The 22,442-nt window shown below is 46.5% G+C and carries 16 protein-coding genes; 7 read left to right on the top strand and 9 right to left on the bottom strand.

Annotated elements, in window-relative coordinates; genetic code table 11:
• Window positions 1-93 precede the first annotated feature (93 nt).
• The 4 genes from argH to argC all read right to left on the bottom strand — a co-directional run bounded on the left by argH (window position 94) and on the right by argC (window position 5,446).
• Complete coding sequence (gene argH / locus AB4558_RS10445) at window positions 94-1,968, bottom strand: argininosuccinate lyase (RefSeq protein WP_017061136.1); 1,875 nt, start codon at window positions 1,966-1,968, stop codon at window positions 94-96.
• 347 nt (window positions 1,969-2,315) lie between these two features.
• Entirely contained in the window at window positions 2,316-3,527 is a 1,212-nt protein-coding gene (locus AB4558_RS10440; protein WP_017061137.1) for an argininosuccinate synthase, read from the bottom strand.
• A 113-nt stretch (window positions 3,528-3,640) separates the two neighbouring features.
• On the bottom strand, window positions 3,641-4,429 hold the full coding sequence (gene argB, locus AB4558_RS10435) for an acetylglutamate kinase (protein WP_372073470.1): 789 nt from the start codon (window positions 4,427-4,429) through the stop codon (window positions 3,641-3,643).
• Between the two features lie 12 nt (window positions 4,430-4,441).
• Complete coding sequence (gene argC, locus AB4558_RS10430; RefSeq protein WP_372073472.1) at window positions 4,442-5,446, bottom strand: N-acetyl-gamma-glutamyl-phosphate reductase; 1,005 nt, start codon at window positions 5,444-5,446, stop codon at window positions 4,442-4,444.
• Window positions 5,447-5,599: 153 nt separating this feature from the next.
• On the opposite strand from argC, the gene argE reads away from it, so the two are divergent.
• The 3 genes from argE (at window position 5,600) to AB4558_RS10415 (ending at window position 10,512) form a co-directional block, all read left to right on the top strand.
• Entirely contained in the window at window positions 5,600-6,736 is a 1,137-nt protein-coding gene (gene argE, locus AB4558_RS10425) for an acetylornithine deacetylase (RefSeq protein WP_004729680.1), read from the top strand.
• A gap of 251 nt (window positions 6,737-6,987) precedes the next feature.
• On the top strand, window positions 6,988-9,624 hold the full coding sequence (ppc, locus tag AB4558_RS10420; RefSeq protein ID WP_170791819.1) for a phosphoenolpyruvate carboxylase: 2,637 nt from the start codon (window positions 6,988-6,990) through the stop codon (window positions 9,622-9,624).
• Between the two features lie 348 nt (window positions 9,625-9,972).
• Window positions 9,973-10,512, top strand: coding sequence for a PadR family transcriptional regulator (locus AB4558_RS10415; RefSeq protein WP_017061141.1), 540 nt, complete (start codon window positions 9,973-9,975; stop codon window positions 10,510-10,512).
• Window positions 10,513-10,636: 124 nt separating this feature from the next.
• Here the strand turns inward: AB4558_RS10415 and metF are convergent, their stop codons facing one another.
• The 3 genes from metF to AB4558_RS10400 form a co-directional block, all read right to left on the bottom strand.
• On the bottom strand, window positions 10,637-11,536 hold the full coding sequence (gene metF / locus AB4558_RS10410; protein ID WP_004729683.1) for a methylenetetrahydrofolate reductase: 900 nt from the start codon (window positions 11,534-11,536) through the stop codon (window positions 10,637-10,639).
• Between the two features lie 297 nt (window positions 11,537-11,833).
• Window positions 11,834-14,245 (bottom strand): bifunctional aspartate kinase/homoserine dehydrogenase II, encoded by a 2,412-nt coding sequence (locus AB4558_RS10405; RefSeq protein WP_137001065.1) that lies wholly within the window; start codon window positions 14,243-14,245, stop codon window positions 11,834-11,836.
• 2 nt (window positions 14,246-14,247) lie between these two features.
• Complete coding sequence (locus AB4558_RS10400; protein WP_372073474.1) at window positions 14,248-15,429, bottom strand: O-succinylhomoserine (thiol)-lyase; 1,182 nt, start codon at window positions 15,427-15,429, stop codon at window positions 14,248-14,250.
• Window positions 15,430-15,637: 208 nt separating this feature from the next.
• Here AB4558_RS10400 and metJ point away from each other — a divergent pair, with 208 nt between their 5' ends.
• Entirely contained in the window at window positions 15,638-15,958 is a 321-nt protein-coding gene (gene metJ, locus AB4558_RS10395) for a met regulon transcriptional regulator MetJ (RefSeq protein ID WP_004415993.1), read from the top strand.
• Window positions 15,959-16,124: 166 nt separating this feature from the next.
• On the opposite strand, the gene AB4558_RS10390 is transcribed toward metJ, so the two are convergent.
• Both AB4558_RS10390 and rpmE read right to left on the bottom strand, forming a co-directional pair.
• Entirely contained in the window at window positions 16,125-17,414 is a 1,290-nt protein-coding gene (locus AB4558_RS10390; protein ID WP_017061144.1) for a malic enzyme-like NAD(P)-binding protein, read from the bottom strand.
• A gap of 334 nt (window positions 17,415-17,748) precedes the next feature.
• A complete protein-coding gene (rpmE, locus tag AB4558_RS10385; RefSeq protein WP_004737142.1) occupies window positions 17,749-17,967 on the bottom strand; it encodes a 50S ribosomal protein L31 in 219 nt (72 codons plus the stop codon).
• Window positions 17,968-18,300: 333 nt separating this feature from the next.
• Here rpmE and priA point away from each other — a divergent pair, with 333 nt between their 5' ends.
• The 3 genes from priA to AB4558_RS10370 all read left to right on the top strand — a co-directional run bounded on the left by priA (window position 18,301) and on the right by AB4558_RS10370 (window position 22,409).
• Complete coding sequence (gene priA / locus AB4558_RS10380) at window positions 18,301-20,502, top strand: primosomal protein N' (protein WP_102393043.1); 2,202 nt, start codon at window positions 18,301-18,303, stop codon at window positions 20,500-20,502.
• Window positions 20,503-20,742: 240 nt separating this feature from the next.
• A complete protein-coding gene (gene cytR / locus AB4558_RS10375; RefSeq protein ID WP_017061147.1) occupies window positions 20,743-21,747 on the top strand; it encodes a DNA-binding transcriptional regulator CytR in 1,005 nt (334 codons plus the stop codon).
• 122 nt (window positions 21,748-21,869) lie between these two features.
• The gene (locus AB4558_RS10370) at window positions 21,870-22,409 is read left to right on the top strand and encodes an SPOR domain-containing protein (RefSeq protein WP_017061148.1); all 540 of its coding nucleotides are present in this window, start codon (window positions 21,870-21,872) and stop codon (window positions 22,407-22,409) included.
• Window positions 22,410-22,442 lie beyond the last annotated feature (33 nt).

The raw sequence follows: 22,442 nt of genomic DNA, 5'->3' as shown, positions 1-22,442 counted from the left end.
CAGTGGTACTTTAATAGACCGGGCTTTTCTTAGTTTGTTCCCAAAAAAGATCATATTTTTGATCTTTTTTTTAGGGGCTATAAAATCAATGCCTTATGCAACATTAACCTTAGCAATGATCTGCTCTACCAAGTTCACTTCCAACGCCACTTCATCACATGCATGTTGACGAGGACACTGGTCACAATCTTTCAGCACCTTCTCAGGCAGCAGAGATTTCGATGTAGGTAAGAAATCATGCTTCATGAAGAACTCTGGTGTACGAGTCAGTACAAACACCTTCTTGATGGCCATTTGTCGCGCTTTCTCAACCAAGTGCTGCACAATTGCAGTACCCTGACCTTGACCTTGCCAGCCAGCTTCAACGCCCAGTGAACGTATTTCTGCTAAGCCCGAGTCATACACATAGAGTGATGCACAACCTGTCACCTCACCATGATGCTCTGCGACCGCAAACGAGCCAATATCACGCACCAGTTCATTACGAGAACGAGGTAAGTTTTCACCCATGTTCGCCCAGTAAGCGACCATGCCTTCCAACGCTTCAATATCAGTCAGACGAGCAGGACGAACCTTGACGATGGAAGTGTCACGCTGTGATAAACGTTTCTCAGCTTGGTCAACCGCGTAAGCCACTTGTTGTGGAGATACACCGCCTAGCGCGCTACGTTTTTCAAGACACGATTCAATGGTCAGGATGTCATACACATCCTCTTCAATCACCTCAGAGAACTCTTTCATCTCCGCGATGGTTAATTCTTCTAATGCGCAGCCTTTGGCAATCGCCGCCACTACTGTTACACCAACAATATGGTGAGCTTCACGGAAAGGAATGCCTTTCGCTACTAGGTAATCAGCCAGTTCAGTTGAGTTTGCATAGCCTTGCTTCGCCGCTTCAAGTGTACGTTCGCCGTTCACTTTAATGCCGTCAAAACAGAGCGCTGCCATTTCCATACAGTCATTCCAAGTATCTAAAGCGTCGAATAGACCTTCTTTATCTTCTTGCATGTCTTTGTTGTACGCCAAAGGCAGAGCTTTTACTGTCATCATCATTGCCGCTAATGAACCGTATACACGGCCAGTTTTGCCACGGATAAGTTCTAGCGCATCTGGGTTTTTCTTTTGTGGCATCAGAGATGAACCTGACGTCACGGTATCCGCTAACTCGATGAAGTTTGATTCACCTGAGTTGTAGAAAATCATATCTTCTGCAAGACGCGAAAGGTGAAGCATAGAGATAGAAGCAATCGACATTAGCTCCATCACATGGTCACGGTCAGAAACTGAATCTAGAGAGTTGCGCGTTGCACGACGGAAACCTAAGTTGTGAGCTAACTCTTCACGGTCCATCGGGTAAGCTGTTCCTGCAAGGGCACCAGAACCCAGCGGACATGTATCTAGACGCTTAATCGCATCATTCAAACGTGAATAGTCACGCTCAAGCATTTCAACGTAAGCCAAGCACCAGTGAGCAAAAGTTACCGGCTGAGCACGTTGTAAGTGAGTGTAGCCAGGCAGCACGGTTTCTTGATGCTGAGAAGCAACGTTCACCATTTGGCTTTGTAGGCGATCCAGTGCCAGTAGCAGTTGGTTACCTTGCTGACGACACCATAGTTTCAGGTCGGTCGCCACTTGGTCGTTACGAGAACGGCCAGTGTGAAGTTTTTTGCCCAAGTCACCGACTTTGCCGATAAGTTGCTGCTCAACCCAGCTGTGAATATCTTCTGCATCAGAACGTAGAATCTGTTCAGGATCTTCCATCACCTCAAGTTTTAGCTCATTCAGTGCTAACTCAAGCTTCTGTTGCTCTTCTTCTGTTAATACGTTGACCGACAGTAGAGCTTTAGACCAGGCAATTGAGCCCACAATGTCTTGCTCAGCCAATCGGTAATCAAAACGAAGAGAATCGTTAAAATCTTTGAACCGGGTGTCTGCTGCTTGGGTAAATCTACCGCCCCATAATGCCATTGTGTATCTCCTAATTGCACAGTGCTCACTGTTTTTGCAAATGATAATTCTGATTAAGATTCAGTATTTTTCTGATGGTTTAAACTTACGGCAATTCAAAATGAAAATAAAGTATTAATTCATTATTTTCACATATTTATTCACCAACAGTTCAATCCATTGATTATTTTTAGCGTGGAGCGCGAATTATATGACATCCGATAGGAAAAACCGAAGCTGATTTATTAGGCAAATAGAAAGTAAAAAGCCCACTCACTAATCAATAGTGAATGGGCTTTGCATAATAATGTCTGTTTACTGGCCTTCAACCTTTCGCTAAAGGCAAGCTCGCTAACTCATTGTTAGGATTACTTTTGGCTATTCAAAGCACGGATACGGCTTGATAGCGAGTAAAGGCGAATGAAGCCTTCAGCGTGGCTTTGGTCGTAAACTTCATCTTCACCAAAGGTTGCAAACTCTTCTGAGTACAGGCTGTTGTCAGAACGCTTCTGAGTCACCGTTGCATGGCCTTTGTAAAGCTTGATAACCACTTCACCATTCACGTCTTGTGCTAGCTCTTCTGTCGCAGCAAGGATTGACTTACATAGTGGAGTGAACCAACGACCATCGTATACAAGGTGAGAAGCCTTAACACCTAGCTCTTCACGGAATTCGAATGCCGCTTTATCAAGAACCAGTTGCTCTACTGCACGCAGTGCTTCCATCATGATTGTGCCACCCGGAGTTTCGTAACAACCACGAGACTTCATGCCAACAAGACGGTTTTCTACGATATCGATACGACCAACACCGTGCTTAGCACCCTTCTCGTTTAGGTAAACCAGTGCGTTGTATGGCGTCATTGTTTCGCCATCAACCGCAACCACTTCGCCTTTTTCAACTTTAAGTGTCACTGTTTCAGATTCGTTTGGCGCTTGCTCAGGGTCTACAGTCCAAGCCCAGCAATCTTCGTTAGGTGCATTCCATGTGTTTTCAAGAACGCCGCCTTCTGTTGAGATGTGCCATGCGTTTGCATCACGCGAGTAAATTTTAGTAAGAGAAGCCGTACAAGGGATGTTACGCTCTGCTAGGTAATCTAGACACTCTTCACGACTCACTAGATCCCATTCACGCCATGGTGCAATGACGTGTAGGTCTGGTGCTAGTGCAGCAAATGCGCCTTCAAAACGAACTTGGTCGTTACCTTTACCTGTACAGCCGTGACACAGTGCGTCTGCACCTACTTTACGTGCGACTTCAACCTGTGCTTTCGCGATGATTGGACGAGCCATTGACGTACCTAGTAGGTATTTACCTTCGTAGTAAGCGCCCGTTTTCAGCGTTGGATAGATATAGTCAGCAACCATCTCTTCTTTAAGGTCTGCGATGTAACACTCAGATGCACCAGAAGCTTTTGCTTTCTCTTCGATACCAATTAACTCTTCGTCGCCTTGACCAACATCCGCAACAAACGCAACCACTTCACAGTCATAGTTCTCTTTCAACCATGGAATGATTACTGATGTGTCTAGACCGCCAGAGTAGGCTACTACAACTTTCTTTACGTTAACTTTGCTCATTTTCTTTCTCCTAGTTTCCATACTGCACATGGCGGTCAGCGTTGGAAATGACTTCATAATTATATGTTTATTTAATTTGTCTAAATTCTTTAAGTAGTGACTCGTTGTGAGACCTACTGAGGTAAAAACTGTGTTCCTATGCTTTTACCTGAAAACAGTTGTGTTAGCTTTTCTGGGTATCGCCAAGTGGCAACTTCGATTGGTCGTCCAAGGTCGTTAGCGGCTTCTAGTGCAGCTTGAACCTTAACGATCATGCCGTCGGTAATCACTTTGCCGGCAATAAGGTCATCAGCTTGTTGTTGATTAAGGCTTGGAATCAGGTGGCCTTTGCCATCCAACACACCACTTACATCAGAAAGCAGTACCAGTTCAGCATCAAGCGCGCCTGCAACGGCAACCGCAGCTTGGTCGGCATTGACGTTCATCAGTTGGCCTTGCTCAGTCAGACCAATCGAGCTAATGATAGGCAGTGCGCCCGCATTAAGAATCGCTTGCAGAACGGTTGAGTCGCCCGGCTCCGCTTTTCCTACCGCGCCCAATTCAGGGTTCAGTTCGCTCACTTTGCATAAACCACCGTCAGCAAGGCTCAAACCAACGGCATTGATTCCGTCTTTAATTGCCTGACCTTGAAGTAGTTTATTGGCCGTGCCCGCTAGTGCACCAGCGATCACTGGGATCTGATCATAAGGAGTAACACGTAGCCCTTCTTTCTTAATGGTTTCGAGGTTCAACTTATTCATCAAATCATCAACAAGGTAACCGCCGCCGTGAACAATCACGATTGGTCGTTGTGCCTGTTGTTGGTAAGCAGAGATAGCACCAAATAACTTGCTAAGTGTTTCACCACAAGATAGCGCAGCGCCACCTAACTTTATGATTAATGGTTGATTATTAAGGCTCATATCTAGATTCCCTTACACTAACGCAGTTAATGGCGCAAAACCATAACGTAAATTTAAACACTGCATCGCTTGGCTAGATGCACCCTTTAATAAGTTATCAATCGCTGAAACAACGATGATGTGTTGACCTTGAACCTTCCAACCTAAGTCGCAGAAAGGCGTCTGTTCTACATCTTGAATTCTTGGCAACGTCTCTTCGAGTAATCTCACCGCAGGTTTACCTTGGTAAGCTTGCTCGAAGGCGTCTTGTATCTGCTGTTCTGTCACGCCTTCAGCTAACTTCATGGTGATGGTCGCTAAAATACCGCGCTTAAAGTTGCCGAGGTGCGGAGTGAAAATTACATCGCATCCTAAATGTGCAGCCATTTCAGGTTGATGACGGTGATTGAATACGCCATAAGCTTGCAGGCTCACTTCGCAGAAGCTGTTAACCATCGTCGCCTTGCGGCCCGCACCAGTCACACCGCTGGTTGCGTTAATCACTGGCCATTGGTTTTCATCCAGTAACTTGGCTTCAACCAAAGGTTTAATCGCCAGTTGTGATGCGGTTGGGTAACAACCCGCTACCGCAACAAGCTGAGCTTCTTTAATTTCTTGTTCGTTCCATTCCGCTAAACCGTAAGCCGCTTTGTCTAGCCAGTGTTCGTGTTGATGTTCAAAACCGTAAAACTCTTGATAGAAGTTTTCGCCTTTAACTCTGAATGCACCCGATAGATCGAAGACTTGGCAATCGTTCTCTAGAAAGATTGGCGCTAGGTCATGACTGACTTCGTGTGCCGTTGCTAAGAAAATCACATCAGACTGTTTAGCCACTTCTTCCGGATTTGTTAAAGGTTGTACTGGCATATCAATCAAGCCAGCTAACTTACCGTGCAGTGCCGCAATAGGTTTACCTGCGTCTACACTATTGGCTGAGACATATAAACCTGATAGCGTGAGCTCAGGGTGTCTGTTTATCATTAGAGCCAGTTCTGCTCCTGTGTAGCCGCTTGCGCCAATGATCGTGGTTTTCAACATCTCAACACATCCATTTCTGAGGTAAGTTACATTTCAAATTTGACTATTCATACTTAATTTTTAGCTTTATTTGATTTCTTATGCATTAAATATGATTTAATATGTGTTTTACCGACTTATGGTTTTCCTGTCAATAGTAGAAGTGAAGTTATTATGCAATTACCGAGTTTTCTTGAGGTCTACAAAGGCCTAATTTCCACAGACTCTATTAGCTCGACCGATCCAAGCTGGGATCATGGCAACGAGAAAGTGATCGAAAAAATGGCTCAATGGTTTAAAGACGTAGGCTTTAGCGTTGAAGTCGTGGAAGTCGAACCCGGCAAGCATAATATGGTCGCTAAGATGGGATCGGGCGAAGGTGGCTTGCTACTCGCAGGACACAGCGACACAGTGCCATTTGATGAAGGACGTTGGAACTTCGACCCTCACGCACTAACAGAACACAACAATCGCTTCTATGGATTAGGCACAGCCGATATGAAAGGCTTTTTCGCTTTCGTTTATGAAGCGGCAAAGAAGATGGATTGGAGCAAACAGACCAAGCCGCTATATGTATTGGCAACCTGTGACGAAGAGACCACCATGCTGGGTGCGCGTCATTTCACTGAAAATGCACCGTTTAAACCGGATTACTGCATTATTGGTGAGCCAACCAGCCTTGTGCCGATTCGTGGCCATAAAGGCCATGTTGCTAACGCTGTGCGAGTAACGGGTAAATCAGGTCACTCTTCTGATCCTGCATTAGGTGTCAACGCCATCGAGATCATGCATGAAGTGTTGTTCGCTTTAATGCAACTGCGTGACAAGCTAGTCAAAGAGTATCACCACCCGGGTTTCGCAATTCCAAGCCCCACTCTAAACCTTGGCCATATTCACGGTGGCGACAGCGCCAACCGTATCTGTGGTTGCTGTGAGCTGCACTACGATGTACGTCCTTTACCGGGTATCAGCTTAGATGGTTTGGATAACATGCTGCGCAGCGCACTCAAAGAAGTAGAAGCAAAATGGCCGGGCAGAATTGAGATTACGCCACTGCACGAACCTATCCCGGGTTACGAGTGCCAACATGACCATCCATTTATTGGTGGCATGGAATCCGTTTGTGAGATTGAATCGCAAACCGTCAACTACTGCACTGAGGCACCTTTCCTTCAAGAACTTTGCCCAACCTTAGTGCTGGGGCCGGGCTCTATCGACCAAGCTCACCAACCAGATGAGTTCCTAAGCTTCGATTTTATCGATCCAACGATTGATGTTCTGAGTAAATCTATTCGTAAATATTGTTTCTAGTTATTGCTACCCTTGCGATACTTTTTTATAAAAGCTGCCCTAAAAGGTGGCTTTTATTCTGTTATCCCAGCCAAAGCCTGATCTTGTAATTAAATTTCACTTTATTCCGAAGTCTTGGAAAATTTACTTCTCCCGCATTTCGAAAACTAATAATTGCAAACTTAGAATGCTTTATTTGACTAGATACAGCACTTTTCGCTAGATTGTGTACTTAACAAGGAACAATGGATGTAATTTTTTTACGAGGCAGGATGACAATGAACGAGAAATACGCCGCTCTCAAGAGTAACGTAAGCATGCTGGGACGCTTGCTAGGTAACACAATCCAAGATGCACATGGTGACGTTATCTTAGAGAAAGTGGAGACTATCCGTAAACTTTCCAAATCCGCCCGCGCAGGCAACAAAGCTGACCGTGACAGCCTAGTTGAAGAAATCAAAAACCTGCCGAACGAACAACTCACTCCTGTTGCTCGTGCATTTAACCAATTTCTCAACCTCACCAACATGGCAGAGCAGTACCACACCATCTCTCGCCACTGTGAGGAGCATGTTTGTGAACCAGACGTGCTGCAATCTCTATTTTCCAAATTAAACCAGAATGACATCAGCAAGCTAGACGCGGCTCAAGCCGTTCGCGACCTGAACATTGAACTCGTTCTGACTGCACACCCAACAGAAATCACTCGTCGCACCATGATCAACAAGCTAGTTAAGATCAACGAGTGTCTGTCTAAATTAGAATTAAGCGACCTATCACACAAAGAGCGCGTGAAAACCGAACGCCGCCTAGAGCAACTGATCGCTCAAGGTTGGCACTCAGATGTGATTCGTCAACAACGCCCAACGCCACTTGATGAAGCTAAGTGGGGCTTTGCGGTTGTAGAAAACTCTCTATGGGAAGCCGTTCCTGACTTCCTACGTGAAATGGATGGCCGACTAAAAGGTTATCTTGGTGAAGGCCTGCCGATCGATGCACGCCCAGTACACTTCTCATCTTGGATGGGCGGTGACCGCGATGGCAACCCATTCGTAACGCACACCATCACTAAGGAAGTTCTGCGCCTATCTCGTTGGAAAGCTGCCGATCTTTACTTAGGCGACGTAAACGAGCTGATTACCGAACTGTCGATGACTAAGTGTAATGATGCCGTTCGTGAGCTAGCAGGTGATGAACACGAAGCTTACCGTGCAATCCTGAAGAACCTACGCACTCTACTGAACAACACGCTAGAAGTGCTGGATGCAAAATTGCATGACACAGAGGTTCCGAAGAAAGAAACACTACAGAACATCGAGCAACTTTGGACACCGCTTTACGCATGTTACCAATCGCTGCACGAATGTGGCATGGGCGTAATCGCAGACGGTTCTCTGCTTGATACTCTGCGCCGCCTAAAAGCGTTCGGTGTACACCTAGTTCGTCTCGATGTTCGTCAAGAAAGTACTCGTCACTCAGATGTACTGTCTGAACTGACTCGCTACCTAGGCATTGGCGACTACGACCAATGGAACGAGCAAGACAAGATTGCTTTCTTAACCAATGAATTAAGCTCTAAGCGTCCGCTTCTTCCTCGCGATTGGGAGCCATCTGAACAGGTTAAAGAGGTTTTAGACACCTGCAAGGTTATTGCTGCTCAACCTCGTGAAGCCTTCGGTGCTTACGTAATTTCTATGGCTCGTACTGCATCAGATGTACTGGCTGTTCACTTACTACTGCAAGAATGTGGCTGCCCATACCGCATGGACGTATGTCCGCTGTTCGAAACGCTAGACGACTTGAACAACTCAGAAGCAGTAATGAAACAGCTAATGAGCATCGACTTGTACCGTGGCTTTATCCAGAACCACCAAATGGTGATGATCGGATACTCTGACTCAGCGAAAGATGCGGGCGTAATGTCTGCAGGTTGGGCTCAATATGATGCAATGGACAAACTGGTTAAGGTTTGTGATGAAGAAGGCATTGAACTGACTCTATTCCACGGTCGTGGCGGTACGGTTGGTCGTGGTGGTGCTCCGGCGCACGCTGCTCTTCTTTCTCAGCCACCTAAGAGCTTGAAAGGCGGTTTACGTGTAACAGAGCAAGGCGAAATGATCCGCTTTAAACTTGGCTTACCAGACGTTGCTGTAAACAGCTTCAACCTTTACGCAAGCGCGATTCTAGAGGCGAACCTTCTGCCGCCACCTGAGCCAAAACAAGAGTGGCGCGACCTAATGGAAGTGCTATCTCAAGTATCTTGTGAGGCTTACCGCAACGTGGTTCGTGGCGAAGAGAAATTCGTACCTTACTTCCGTCAAGCGACACCTGAACTGGAGCTAGGTAAACTGCCTCTTGGCTCTCGCCCTGCGAAACGTAACCCGAACGGCGGCGTAGAAAGCCTACGTGCGATTCCATGGATCTTCTCTTGGAGCCAAAACCGTTTGGTACTGCCTGCATGGTTAGGCGCTGGTGAAGCGATTCAGTACTCTGTAGATCAAGGCCATCAAGCCCTGCTCGAAGAGATGTGTCGCGAGTGGCCGTTCTTCTCTACCCGTCTCGGTATGTTGGAAATGGTGTACTCAAAGTGCAACATGGAAATCGCTAAGTACTACGACCAACGCCTTGTTGACGAAGAGCTATTACCATTAGGTGAGTTACTGCGTGAACAGCTGCAAAAAGACATCAAAGCCGTGCTAAATGTTGAGAACAACGAGAACCTAATGCAGAGCGACCCTTGGGGACTTGAGTCAATCCGCCTACGTAACATCTACGTTGAGCCACTAAACATGCTTCAAGCTGAACTGCTTTACCGTACTCGTAAGTGTGAAACACCACCAGCAGAGCTTGAAGAAGCGCTAATGGTGACGATTGCAGGCATTGCAGCAGGCATGCGAAACACTGGTTAATTAGTGATTCCTACCATTCAACGGACAAAAGGTCGCCTAGTGCGACCTTTTTATTTCACAAAATAAGCAATACTGAGTTTTTTGTCAGTTTTTTGGGTTATTTTGTCCATGTATTCTACTTTATGCTTATTATTTAGATATACTACTGCTCCGCTGCGGAAACACTCCAAAAAATAATCTGCAGCATCTTGACCAATAAACTGGTCAACCTAGGTGATAAACGGCTTTGTAAGGTGACATAACCAACCGATGAGTTGGTGCTACTTAGACATAACCAATATAACGTGCCATTAGAAGCACACTTGTTGTTTAAGTATTTGTTTACTGTTTACCATTTGGATTTCAGACATGTCATTACCACACGTAATTCTAACCGTTTTAAGTACACGCGATGCTACTGGTTACGATATCACAAAAGAATTCTCCGCAAGCATTGGTTACTTCTGGAAAGCTAGCCATCAACAAGTTTACCGCGAGCTAAATAAAATGGCTCAGAACGACCAGGTAACTTGCGTGCTTGAGCCTCAAGAAGGCAAACCTGATCGTAAAGTTTACTCTATCACTGATGCTGGCCGTGGCGCGCTAGGTGAATGGTTTGAACAACCAACTGCACACCCAACCGTTCGTGACGAGTTCTCAGCTAAGCTAATGGCTTGTGCTGTACAACCTTCTGACGCTTACCGTGTACAACTTGCTGAGCTAGTAGAAGAGTCTCGCAAACTGGTTTCTCACTACCGTGAAATCGAAGCAGCTTACTACGCAACGCCATCGACACTAGACAAGCAAGCACGCCTTGAGCGTCTAACACTTCGTCGTAACCTACTTATCCGTGAAGCATGGATTGTATGGGCTGAAGAAGTACTGCTTGAACTTGGCGCTCTAGCTTAAGTTAAGCTAGAAAAGCAAAAGGCTTGAACTCTATGAGTCCAAGCCTTTTTTGTATCTATAGGATTTGAAATGTTACTGCCAGAGGCTTTTTACAAGTGCTTAGGCTTTACTTCTTAGACTTTTCTTACAGCGCAGCGACTTGCGGACGAACACCTAGCGTATGGCAAAGTGCATAAGTCATTTCTGCACGGTTTAGCGTGTAGAAGTGGAAATCTTTCACACCTTCACGGCTCAGTGTACGAACCATATCAATTGCTTGGCTAGCACCAACAAGCTGACGAGTCGTTGGATCATCATCCAAACCTTCAAACTGCTTCGCCATCCAGCCCGGTACTTTTACGTTGTTCATCGCAGCAAAGCGAGATGCTTGCTTGAAGTTAGAAACCGGCAGAATGCCCGGTACAATCTCAACATCAACGCCAGCCGCTACACAGCGGTCACGAAAGCGTAGGTAGCTCTCTACATCAAAGAAGAACTGAGTGATGGCACGGTTGGCACCCGCATCCACTTTACGCTTTAGGTTAATAAGATCAGATTGAGCGCTTTTTGCTTCAGGGTGAACCTCAGGGAATGCCGCTACTGAGATATCAAAATCGTGGCGAGATTTAAGTAGCTCGACTAGGTCAGATGCGTACATCTCTGGCGCGCCGCCGCCTGCTGGAATATCACCACGTAGCGCAACAATACTCTCGATACCATTTGCCCAGTAATCGTCGGCAATTTGAATCAGCTCTTCACGGCTTGCATCAATACACGTTAGGTGCGGTGCAGCCACTAGGCCGGTTTGGTTTTTAATTTCTTTAATAATTGAGTGGGTACGGTCACGTTCACCCGAGTTTGCACCGTAAGTTACCGATACAAATTTTGGTTGAAGTGTTTTAAGGCGGTGAACAGAGTTCCACAGGGTCTCTTCCATCTTCTCACTGCTCGGTGGAAAAAACTCAAATGACACATTGATGTTGTCAGAAAGCTCAGCGATATTCTGATTTAAAGCGTCGATATGACTAGCGTGTGTGTATCCCATCTTACTCTCCCTGTGGCAAAAGCAACCACTAAAAACTCAAATCCTTAAACGACGTTTAGACGTCTATATGTCTGTAGAATGTATTGAATACGATTTAATGTCAACAGATCCATTATGAATTTTTCTCAAGTAGATCGTGAGTAAAACTCAAGTCGTTAGATGGGTCGCAAAGCAGAAATAATGTAGAAAAAAGGCTGAAAAACACATCGTGCTTTCAGCCTTATTTATCTTAGTGAATAGTATGCCATTTACGTACTAAAACAATTGATCTGAGTTTCAAACCAACCGATATGAGTATCAGAACAGACTAGACATTCTGTTTAGATCAGATTGAATTGCACCTGCCGTTACTTCACGACCGGCACCTGGGCCACGAATAACCAATGGATTATCTTTGTACCATTTGCTCTCAATCGCAAAGATGTTGTCGCAAGGCAACAAGTTCGCCAGAGCATGTTCTTTAGATAGGGCTTCAACACCTACGGTTGCCTTACCGTTCTTCTCCAAACGCGCTACGTAACGCAGAACTTTCTGTTGAGAGTGCGCTTTCTCTAAGCGCTCCGCCAGCTCTTCGCTCAGTACAGAAGCTTTGTCGAAGAAGTCATCCACAGATAGATCTTGCAGCTCTGCAGGTACGAGCGATTCCACTTTTACGTTTTCAGGTTCGATATCCAAACCAGATTCACGCGCCAGAATCACCAGCTTACGCATCACGTCTGAGCCATCTAGGTCAGCACGAGGGTCAGGTTCCGTAAGGCCTTGTTGCCATGCTAAGTCAACCAACTCGCTGAACGGCACGGTGCCATCAAACTGTTGGAACAACCAAGACAACGTGCCCGAGAAAATGCCAGACAACGCAATGATGTCATCGCCACTTTCACGTAGGTCACGTACCGTGTGGTTAATCGGCAATCCAGCACCCACTGTCGCGTTGTACAACCAATGACGGCTGATCTTAGCGAAAGCATCTTGTACTTGATGGTAATACTCGCTCGATGCAGAACCTGCCACCTTGTTCGCCGAGATTAGGTGAATACCTTGTTGTGCGATTTGCAGATACTTTGCTGCAAGCACTGGGCTCGCAGTCACATCCAGAACCACTGCTTCATCATAACCTTGAATAGAGCCCAAACGCTCTAACCAGTCGTTACCATTGTTAGCAATAGCTTCGTCGTCAAAGCGCTTACCTACCGAAGTCGCATCAATGCCTTGATCGTCGAACCAATAGGTTTGGCTATCAACCACGGCAACCAATTCAAAGTTCATTCCACGGCGCTTTTCAAGTTCCGCTTTTTGCTCAGCAAACAGGCTTAACCAGCTTGAACCAATATTGCCCTTACCACACAAGGCAATCGCAACACGCTTCTGCGCTTGGAACAGTTGAGAATGAATGCCTTTCACTAGACTTGATGTTTCACTCTTACGAATCACAGCCACCAAGCTTAAGCCTGAGTTCGCTTCTGAGATGAACTCAACCGGCGAGCTCTTAAGCTGCTGGTAGAAACCGTAGCAATGGTTAGGGTTCTTAGTCACACCCGCACCCACTGCAGCAATCAGAGAGAAACCTTCTTTTAGCTTAATCTCAGCTTCAATCGCATGGTCTTGGAGATATTCTAATGCACCACCAGCGATCTCTTCTGTGTAGGCAAGACGCAAACAGTGTTGATCCGGTTCAAGCTCATAAGCAAGCGGCTCAAGTTGAGCACGCTTAAGCCCTTCAAGCACTTCACTCTCTAGACGGTCGAAATCATGGCCGTGACCAAAGGTCAGTTGCACGATAAGCACTTCATCCAAAGAGGTAATGATTTTTGCGCCACGACCCGATGCCAGTACACGCTCGATCTGTGTAGAGCCCGCCTCCGGCTGATAGCTGCAGCGTAAGCTGAGATCCATAGCACTTTGAGCCACAGGCTGTAGCGTTCGGCTGTGAAGCACTGGAGCGGCAAGACGAGCCAATTCGCTGGCTTCATCAAGGCGAAGTAGAGGCAATAGACACGCATCTGAAACCAGACGAGGGTCAGCGCTGTAAACGCCTGCCACATCACTCCAAATCGTCACGCGTTCAACTTCAGCCAAAGCACCAATCACGGTTGCTGAGTAATCCGAACCGTTACGGCCAAGCAATACCGTTTCACCCTCGCAGTTCTGAGCCATAAAGCCCGTAATCACCACGCGGCAATGTGCATGCTGCGCCAAGGCTTCTTTGATCAGAGGGTAAGAACGTGCGCGGTCGACTTCAGGCTGAGCGCCCACTTCTGCACGTAAAAAAGCACGCGCATCTTGAGCAACGGCTTGTAAATCATGCTGGCACAACAAAGCCGCGAGTATACGTGAAGACCAAACCTCACCGTGTCCAAGCACTTTTGCTTTTTGTGCTTCGCTCAAGGGAGCCGTTAGCTCACCCAAAGCGGTAAATTCTTGTTGAATGGTTGAAGTAAGTTGTGCGGCTGATTCACCCTCAAGCAGTGCTTCAATCAGATCGAGTTGGAACTGACGAAGTGCTTGTAGGCATTCATGGGCAATACGACCATCTTTGTCGAGCGCTTCAACAAATTCAATCAAACGGTTGGTTGTTTTGCCTGCTGCCGATACCACCACCAAATCAGATGCTGATGAGTATTCTCTAAGAATGTTGACCACGCGTTGGTAACATTCAGGATTCGCTAAACTGCTGCCACCAAATTTATGTAGCTGGCGAAAGGTTGCCATTATTAACCCTCCCCTTCAGCGATAAAGCGCTGTGTTCTTTCAAACGCTTGCTTGAGGTCATCGATTAGGTCTTCTGCATCTTCAAGGCCAACAGATAGACGCAGTAGTTGCTGAGAAACACCCGCTTCTGCTAAGGCTTCTTCACCCATCGCGCGGTGAGTCATCGACGCAGGGTGACAAATCAGGCTTTCAACACCGCCCAATGATTCTGCCAAAGAAAACAGCTCTAACTTATCAACAAAGTATTTAAGCGCCTCGAATGAGCCCGCAAACTCAAAACTGAGCATGGAACCAAAGCCCGATTGCTGTTTCTTCGCGATATCATGACCCAGATGTTCAGGAAGGCTTGGGTGGTAAATAGTGCCAACAAGATCTTGTTGCTGCAGAGACGCTAGAATTTCACGTGAGCTTTCTTCGTGAACTCGCATACGCGCACCTAGCGTACGAATACCACGTAAAGTCATGTAGCTATCAAATGGTGTGCCGGTCGCACCAATACAGTTGCCCCACCATGCTAACTCTTCAGCGTGTTCTTCTGTCTTAGTGACCACAACGCCACCAATAACATCTGAGTGTCCATTGATGTACTTAGTGGTTGAGTGGATAACAAAATCAGCACCCAGCTCTAAAGGCTTTTGGAACACAGGTGTCAAAAACGTGTTGTCGACAGCAACCAGAGCACCAACCTCTTTCGCTTTACGGCAAGTTTCTGCAATATCAACCACGCGAACCAGTGGATTCGATGGGGTTTCAATTAAGATCAACTTTGGCTTAAGCGCGAGCGCCGCATCCAGCGCTGCTTGATCCGATTGATCAACGAACAGAACTTTGAAGTCACCTTTTAGCGAGCGAGTGTTAAACAGACGGTAAGTACCGCCGTAGCAATCGTGCGGTGCAATAATAAGATCATCGCCGCCTAAGAAAGCCGAAACCCATAAGTTAAGCGCCGAAGTACCACAGTTAGTCACAACCGCGCCTTTGCCTGATTCAAGCTCAAACAGTGCCGTCTCTAATAAACCGCGGTTTGGGTTACCAGAACGGGTGTAATCGTACTTTGGCACTTCACCAAAAGCGGGAAACCCATAGTTAGTCGAAAGATAAATGGGTGGGACAACGGCATGGTGTTGCGTGTCTGACTCGATACCAGTACGTACTGCGATTGTTGCTGGCTTCCGGCTGCTCATAGGTGCTTCCTTACAAGTTTTGCGTCTGAGAATCACAGCGGCTTGTCGGCATTTTGCGGCTGTGTTAGATATATGTTATTCACTTTACTGTCATAAACGTGAGACGTCAACACTTCTAGACGTCTATATGTCTTTGCTTATGGCAGTAAATCCCGCTAAAATCACCACTATTAATTTATTCTAACAACTAAAGTGATGAAGGTACGCAATGGCCGACTGGAATGGTGAATACATAAGCCCATATGCTGAGCATGGAAAGAAAAGCGAACAAGTAAAGAAAATTACAGTTTCTATCCCTCTAAAAGTGTTAAAGGTTCTTACTGACGAGCGTACTCGCCGCCAGATTAATAACCTACGCCATGCAACAAACAGTGAGCTACTGTGCGAAGCCTTTCTACATGCGTACACAGGCCAACCACTACCAACGGATGAAGACCTTCGTAAAGACCGCCCAGACGATATTCCTGCTGAAGTGAAAAAGCTGATGACAGAGATGGGTATCGAGTTCGAAGCGTTTGACGAAGAATAAAAACAACTCAGTCACTGCCTTCATTATTGATTCGCTCTAGCTGAACCTTATTTATCACATCGCGCATAGCTTTTTATGATTGCGCTGTGAATGATAGACATAAAAAAACCGACTCCAGATGAGTCGGTTTTTTATTATTCTTTTTGGCTCAATAGAGCAACAGCTATTAAGCCATATAGTTAGCAGGCATCTCGATACGAGCTACGCCAGATTCAACAGCCGCTTCCGCAACTGCTCGTGCTACGCGAGGAAGTAGACGTGGGTCCATTGGCTTAGGAATGATGTAACCCTTACCGAACTCCAGTGCAGTCTCGCCCGCAGCTGCTAGTACTTCAGCTGGAACTTCTTCTTTCGCCAGTTCACGAATCGCTTTCACCGCCGCTAGCTTCATTTCGTCATTAATTTCGCTCGCACGCACGTCTAGTGCACCACGGAAAATGAATGGGAAACAAAGTACGTTGTTTACTTGGTTAGGGTAATCACTGCGGCCTGTACCCATGATTAGGTCAGAACGAACTTCGTGTGCAAGCTCAGGCTTGATCTCTGGATCTGGGTTTGAACATGCAAACACAACAGGCTTATCAGCCATCAGCGTTAGTGCTTCAGCAGGCAGTAGATTCGGCCCCGATACACCCAAGAACAGGTCAGCGCCTTCGATAACATCTTCAAGCGTACGCTTATCAGTGTTATTTGCGAACAGCTCTTTGTATTCGTTTAGGTCATCACGACGAGTATGGATCACACCTTTACGGTCAAGCATGTAGATTTTTTCACGCTGAGCGCCACACTTAATCAGTAGTTCCATACAAGCAACCGCCGCTGCGCCAGCACCTAAACAAACGATCTTACACTCTTCAAGTTTCTTACCTTGAAGCTCGATCGCATTCAGCATACCCGCTGCCGTTACAATCGCAGTACCGTGTTGGTCATCGTGGAATACCGGAACATCACAACGTTCAATCAGGCGACGTTCAATCTCAAAACAGTCTGGTGCTTTGATGTCTTCCAGGTTAATACCGCCGAATGTATCTGCGATATTCGCAACTGTATCAACGAACTCATCGATTGTGCGGTGTTTTACTTCAATATCGATAGAATCTAAACCAGCAAAACGCTTAAACAGGAGCGCTTTGCCTTCCATAACAGGTTTAGAAGCAATAGGGCCAAGGTTACCTAGGCCAAGAATCGCTGTACCGTTAGAGATAACTGCAACCATGTTGCCTTTACCTGTGTACTTATAAACGTTATCAACGTTCTGTGCGATCTCGCGAACAGGCTCAGCCACGCCTGGGCTGTATGCAAGTGCTAGGTCTTCTGCAGAGTTTGCAGGCTTCGTCAGTTCTACGGCAATTTTGCCTGGAATTGGGAACTCATGATAATCAAGAGCTTGCTGACGGAATTGTTCTTGAGGCGATAATTCTTGAGAGGATTGAGCTTGGCTGCTGTCTTCAGACATAGGTGTAGGTTCCTAGGATATTATTATTTGGGGGATCTGGTTCATGTTAATGGATGTACTTCAAAGTTCCTAGGTGGTTGAAGCCTCTGTCTCATTAAAAAACGAGATTTCACTACTAATAAGACCAGTGAGCAGTTGAAATTACTATCGCTTGTTGAAGTTTCGTGCTGAATTTTGGTGAAGAGAGATACGCAAGGAATTGCCCTGAAATAGAATAGAGAGGCAACTTATCGTTGGGTGAGAGTGATGCTTGAATAGAAGTCAGTGCTTTCTCAAATTACAGGCAACAAAAAAGGACACCGAAGTGTCCTTTTTCATGTCTAAATAGCGAGAATTACTTCTTGCTAGAAAGAGCACCGAAACGCTTGTTGAAGCGATCAACACGGCCGCCAGTATCTACGATACGTTGCTTACCAGTGTAGAACGGGTGACATTTGTCACATACGTCTAGGTGGATTGATTCTTTTGCTAGCGTTGAGTTGAACTCAAATGTGTTGCCGCAAGAACAAGTTGCAGTAACTGCTTTGTATTCTGGGTGGATTCCAGCTTTCATGGGATAACCTCAAGTAGGCCGTGTCGCTATACGATTCTAAGCCGCACACCACACGTAGTTTAAAAAAAGAAATAAAGACACCGCATCGACACAAAAGAGTGATGAAGCCATACCTTTAAGGCGCAGTATAGTAATGAATCTATAAAGCAGGATCAACTGATTTGATACATTTTTCGCCAATATCGGCGTTATTTCCTTCGCTGGCTGTGATTCTTGGCTTGGCCCCAACCTCACCCGCTTCTCTGCCACATCACATTCAAACTGCTTCTCGAATTTAACCGCCTTATCCTTTAGACTGTTCGCTCTCGTCAATTCAGATAAAGCCGTCCCTTTATGCGTCCAATGATTGCCCGTGTGGCGCTGCCTGTTCCACTCGACAAGCAGTTCGATTACAAGATTCCAAACCACCTATTCCCGATTATTGGTGGTCGCGTCTCTGTGCCTTTTGGACGACAAACCTTAACTGGGATTGTCACGGCTCTGGTTAACGAATCAGAATTCGAGCTAGATAAGCTCAAGCCCATTAAAGCCTTATTAGACAACCAACCCGTTTGGCCGGAATCTGTCTATTCACTGTTAATGTGGTGCAGTCAGTTTTATCAGTACCCCCTTGGCGAAACCTTTGCTAACGCCCTTCCGAGCGCTCTAAGAAAAGGCAAAGCCGCCGACTTCGCGACGCTGGTTGAGTGGCAGTTAACACCATCAGGCAAAGACCAACTGATGCAAGGTTTTGGTCGCGCGGTCAAACAAGCCAAAGTGATGCACATGCTTGAGCACGGTCCGGTTCCTCATCAAGAGTTCATTGATGAAGAAGTTGGCAGCGCCGTACTCAAAACGCTAGAAGAGAAAGGCTGGATTGAATCGGTAGAGAAAAAGCCGAAGCGCCAACCTTGGCCAGTTGAACTTGAGAATGACCAAGACAAACCTAAGCTCAATGCCGAACAAGCCATCGCGATTGCGACCGTAAATAGCCAAACCGACTTTGGTTGTTTCCTGTTAGAGGGCGTTACTGGCTCAGGTAAGACCGAGGTTTACCTGAATATGATTAAGCCGATTCTCGATCAAGGTAAACAAGCGTTAGTGCTCGTGCCCGAGATTGGTCTCACTCCTCAAACGATTAACCGCTTTAAGCGACGCTTTAATGTGCCTGTTGAGGTTATCCACTCAGGTTTAAACGATTCAGAACGCCTGAATGCGTGGTTATCGGCGCGCGATAAAATAGCAGGCATCGTGATTGGTACCCGTTCAGCTCTGTTCACGCCATTTGCTGACCTAGGTATTATCATTGTCGATGAAGAACACGACGCGTCTTATAAACAGCAAGATAGCCTGCGCTACCACGCTCGTGATGTGGCGATCATGCGTGCGCACAAAGCGCAGATCCCGGTTGTGTTAGGCTCTGCAACTCCAGCATTTGAAACACTGCACAACGCTCAAATAGGTAAATACAGTTATCTCACCCTGACTTCACGTGCGGGTGTCGCACTGCCGACCACCAATAAGGTGTTGGATGTTAAAGGTGAATATCTAGAAAGTGGCCTGTCTGCGTCGTTAATTGCAGAGATGCAAAGACACCTCAAAGCAGGCAACCAAGTGATGCTGTTCCTCAATCGCCGAGGGTTTTCTCCGGCATTGATGTGTCACGATTGTGGTTGGACAGCCGAGTGTAAACGTTGTGATGCTTACTACACCTATCACCAATACAGTAATGAGATGCGCTGCCACCACTGTGGTTCTCAGCAGCATATCGTGCACAACTGCCAAGGTTGTGGGTCTGTGAACTTGGTGACAGTGGGTGTCGGTACCGAGCAGTTAGAAGCTCAACTTGGTCAACTATTCCCGGAATACAAAACCATTCGTATTGACCGCGACAGCACCCGCCGTAAAGGCAGCTTAGAAAGCGCGCTCGAGTCGATTCGTAAGGGTGAATTCCAAATTCTTATCGGCACGCAGATGCTTGCTAAGGGTCACCATTTCCCTGACGTGACACTTGTGGCGTTATTGGATGTGGATGGCTCTTTATATAGTAGTGACTTCCGTGCCTCTGAACGTCTTGCCCAGCTATTCATCCAAGTAGCGGGACGCGCAGGACGAGCAAGCAAACCCGGTGAAGTGATCTTACAGACTCACCACCCAGAACATGGGTTGTTGCAAGCCTTGCTACACAAAGACTATAACCACTTTGCTCAGACGGCGCTGGCAGAACGTAAGCAGGCAATGTTACCGCCCTATACCTTTATGACGCTGTTTAGAGCAGAAGCCAATGACACTCGCTTGGTGGAAGAGTTCTTGCGTCAGGTTCGTCACACATTGGAATCGCACCCGCTGTTTGACCAATATTGCATGGTGTTAGGGCCAACCCCGGCTCCGTTAGCAAAACGAGCGGGCAAATCGCGCTGGCAGTTAATCTTACAAACTCAGACGCGCTCGTTAATGCAGAAGCTATTGATGAGTGCCAAGCCGGCCATCAATATGTTACCTGCTGCGAAAAAAGTTCGCTGGTCACTCGATATTGAGCCGCAAGATTTGAGTTAAACCCACTTGGGTTAAAACTAATGATAAGTTTGTTCACAAATATTTCATATTTCTCGTGAGCAACTTCACACGAGTCATGTGATTTTTGTTAATCTAGCCGTAACTTTACACGGATTAAACGAATAAAATATTGCAATAAAAAAAGTGTTAGCAACACTTTCATAATATCTATTCGATTACATTTATTATTCACGCCTTAGATGCTTAGGCGGCAAAGGAACTTAAAAGAGGGTTTAATTTATGGCGACAATGAAGGATGTTGCCCAGCTAGCAGGCGTCTCAACAGCCACGGTATCACGTGCATTGATGAACCCTGAGAAAGTCTCAGTTTCGACTCGCAAACGAGTGGAAACAGCAGTACTTGAAGCTGGATACTCACCCAATACATTAGCTAGAAACTTACGTCGCAACGAATCAAAAACCATCATCACTATTGTTCCTGATATCTGTGACCCTTATTTCGCCGAGATCATTCGTGGTATCGAAGATGCCGCAGTAGAAAATGATTACCTTGTTCTACTGGGTGATAGCGGCCAGCAAAAGAAGCGCGAGTCTTCGTTTGTTAACTTAGTTTTCACCAAACAAGCCGACGGCATGTTGCTGCTGGGTACTGACCATCCGTTTGATGTCAGCAAACCTGAACAAAAGAATTTACCGCCGATGGTAATGGCGTGTGAGTTTGCCCCTGAGCTTGAACTGCCTACGGTACACATCGATAACCTGACCTCTGCCTTTGAAGCGGTGAACTACCTAGCTCAGTTAGGTCATAAGCGTATTGCTCAAATTTCAGGACCAGTATCGGCAACACTGTGTAAGTTCCGCCAACAAGGCTACCAGCAAGCGCTGCGTCGCGCCGGAGTCTCAATGAATCCAGCCTATAGCACGGTCGGTGACTTCACCTTTGAAGCGGGCGCTCAAGCGGTTCGTCAATTACTGGCACTTCCTGAACAACCTACAGCTATCTTCTGTCACAACGATGCGATGGCGATTGGTGCGATTCAAGAAACGAAGAAGCTGGGCTTGCGCGTTCCTCAAGACCTATCGATTGTCGGCTTCGATGACATCCAATTCGCTCAATACTGCGATCCACCGCTAACCACCATTTCTCAGCCTCGTTATGAGATTGGACGCCAAGCGATGTTGATGATGCTTGATCTATTAAAAGGCAACGATGTGCAAGCAGGTTCGCGTCTGCTTGAAGCTAAATTAGTGGTTCGAGGCAGTACAGCGCCACCTCGAATATAACCCTTAGAAATACCCTTATAAATCTGCGGCACATTTTGATGTGCCGCTTCCATTTCTGCACTATTATCCTCGCGCAATCTGGATTACCATGAGGGCAGAATCAGCAACTATTGAATTGTCTTGTGGCTAATAGAGATTATGTAAAGCGCGGTCGTGGCACGAAAAAACCGACCAAAAAACAAGCCCCTCGCCGTAAACCTTGGCGCAGTGGTCTTTTGGCGATCCTCCTTGCCGGTGGTTTTGGTTACGGACTTTACCTATTGAGTAATGATCCTGAGCCGCCTGCACCAACGCCTGTGGCAACCAAACCAAAACCTAAGCCAAAACCAGCGAAAGTGATTCCGCCGCCTCCTGAAGAGAAGTGGGACTACGTTGAAACGCTGCCAAGCCGCGAGATTGAAGTAAAAGCCAAAGAGCAACAGATCTCTAAGATCCCTTACATCATGCAGTGTGGCGCTTACAAAACCTCGTCGCAGGCAGAAGCACGTAAGTTGGATATTGCCTTCCAAGGTATCTCAAGTGAGATCCGCAAGAAAGATGGCAGTAGCTGGTACCGTGTGGTTTTAGGGCCATACAAGTTGAAGCGTGACGCAGAACGCGATCGCCATAAGCTGCAACGAGCGAAAATTGAACCTTGCGCTATTTGGAAAGACGGGTCTTAATCAACTCAATATATAATAGGGGGAAGAGGATTC

The sequence above is a fragment of the Vibrio sp. 10N.222.51.C5 genome, assembly GCF_041474575.1.
Lineage (GTDB): Bacteria > Pseudomonadota > Gammaproteobacteria > Enterobacterales > Vibrionaceae > Vibrio > Vibrio crassostreae_C.
This window is presented reverse-complemented; position numbering and strand designations above follow the sequence as displayed.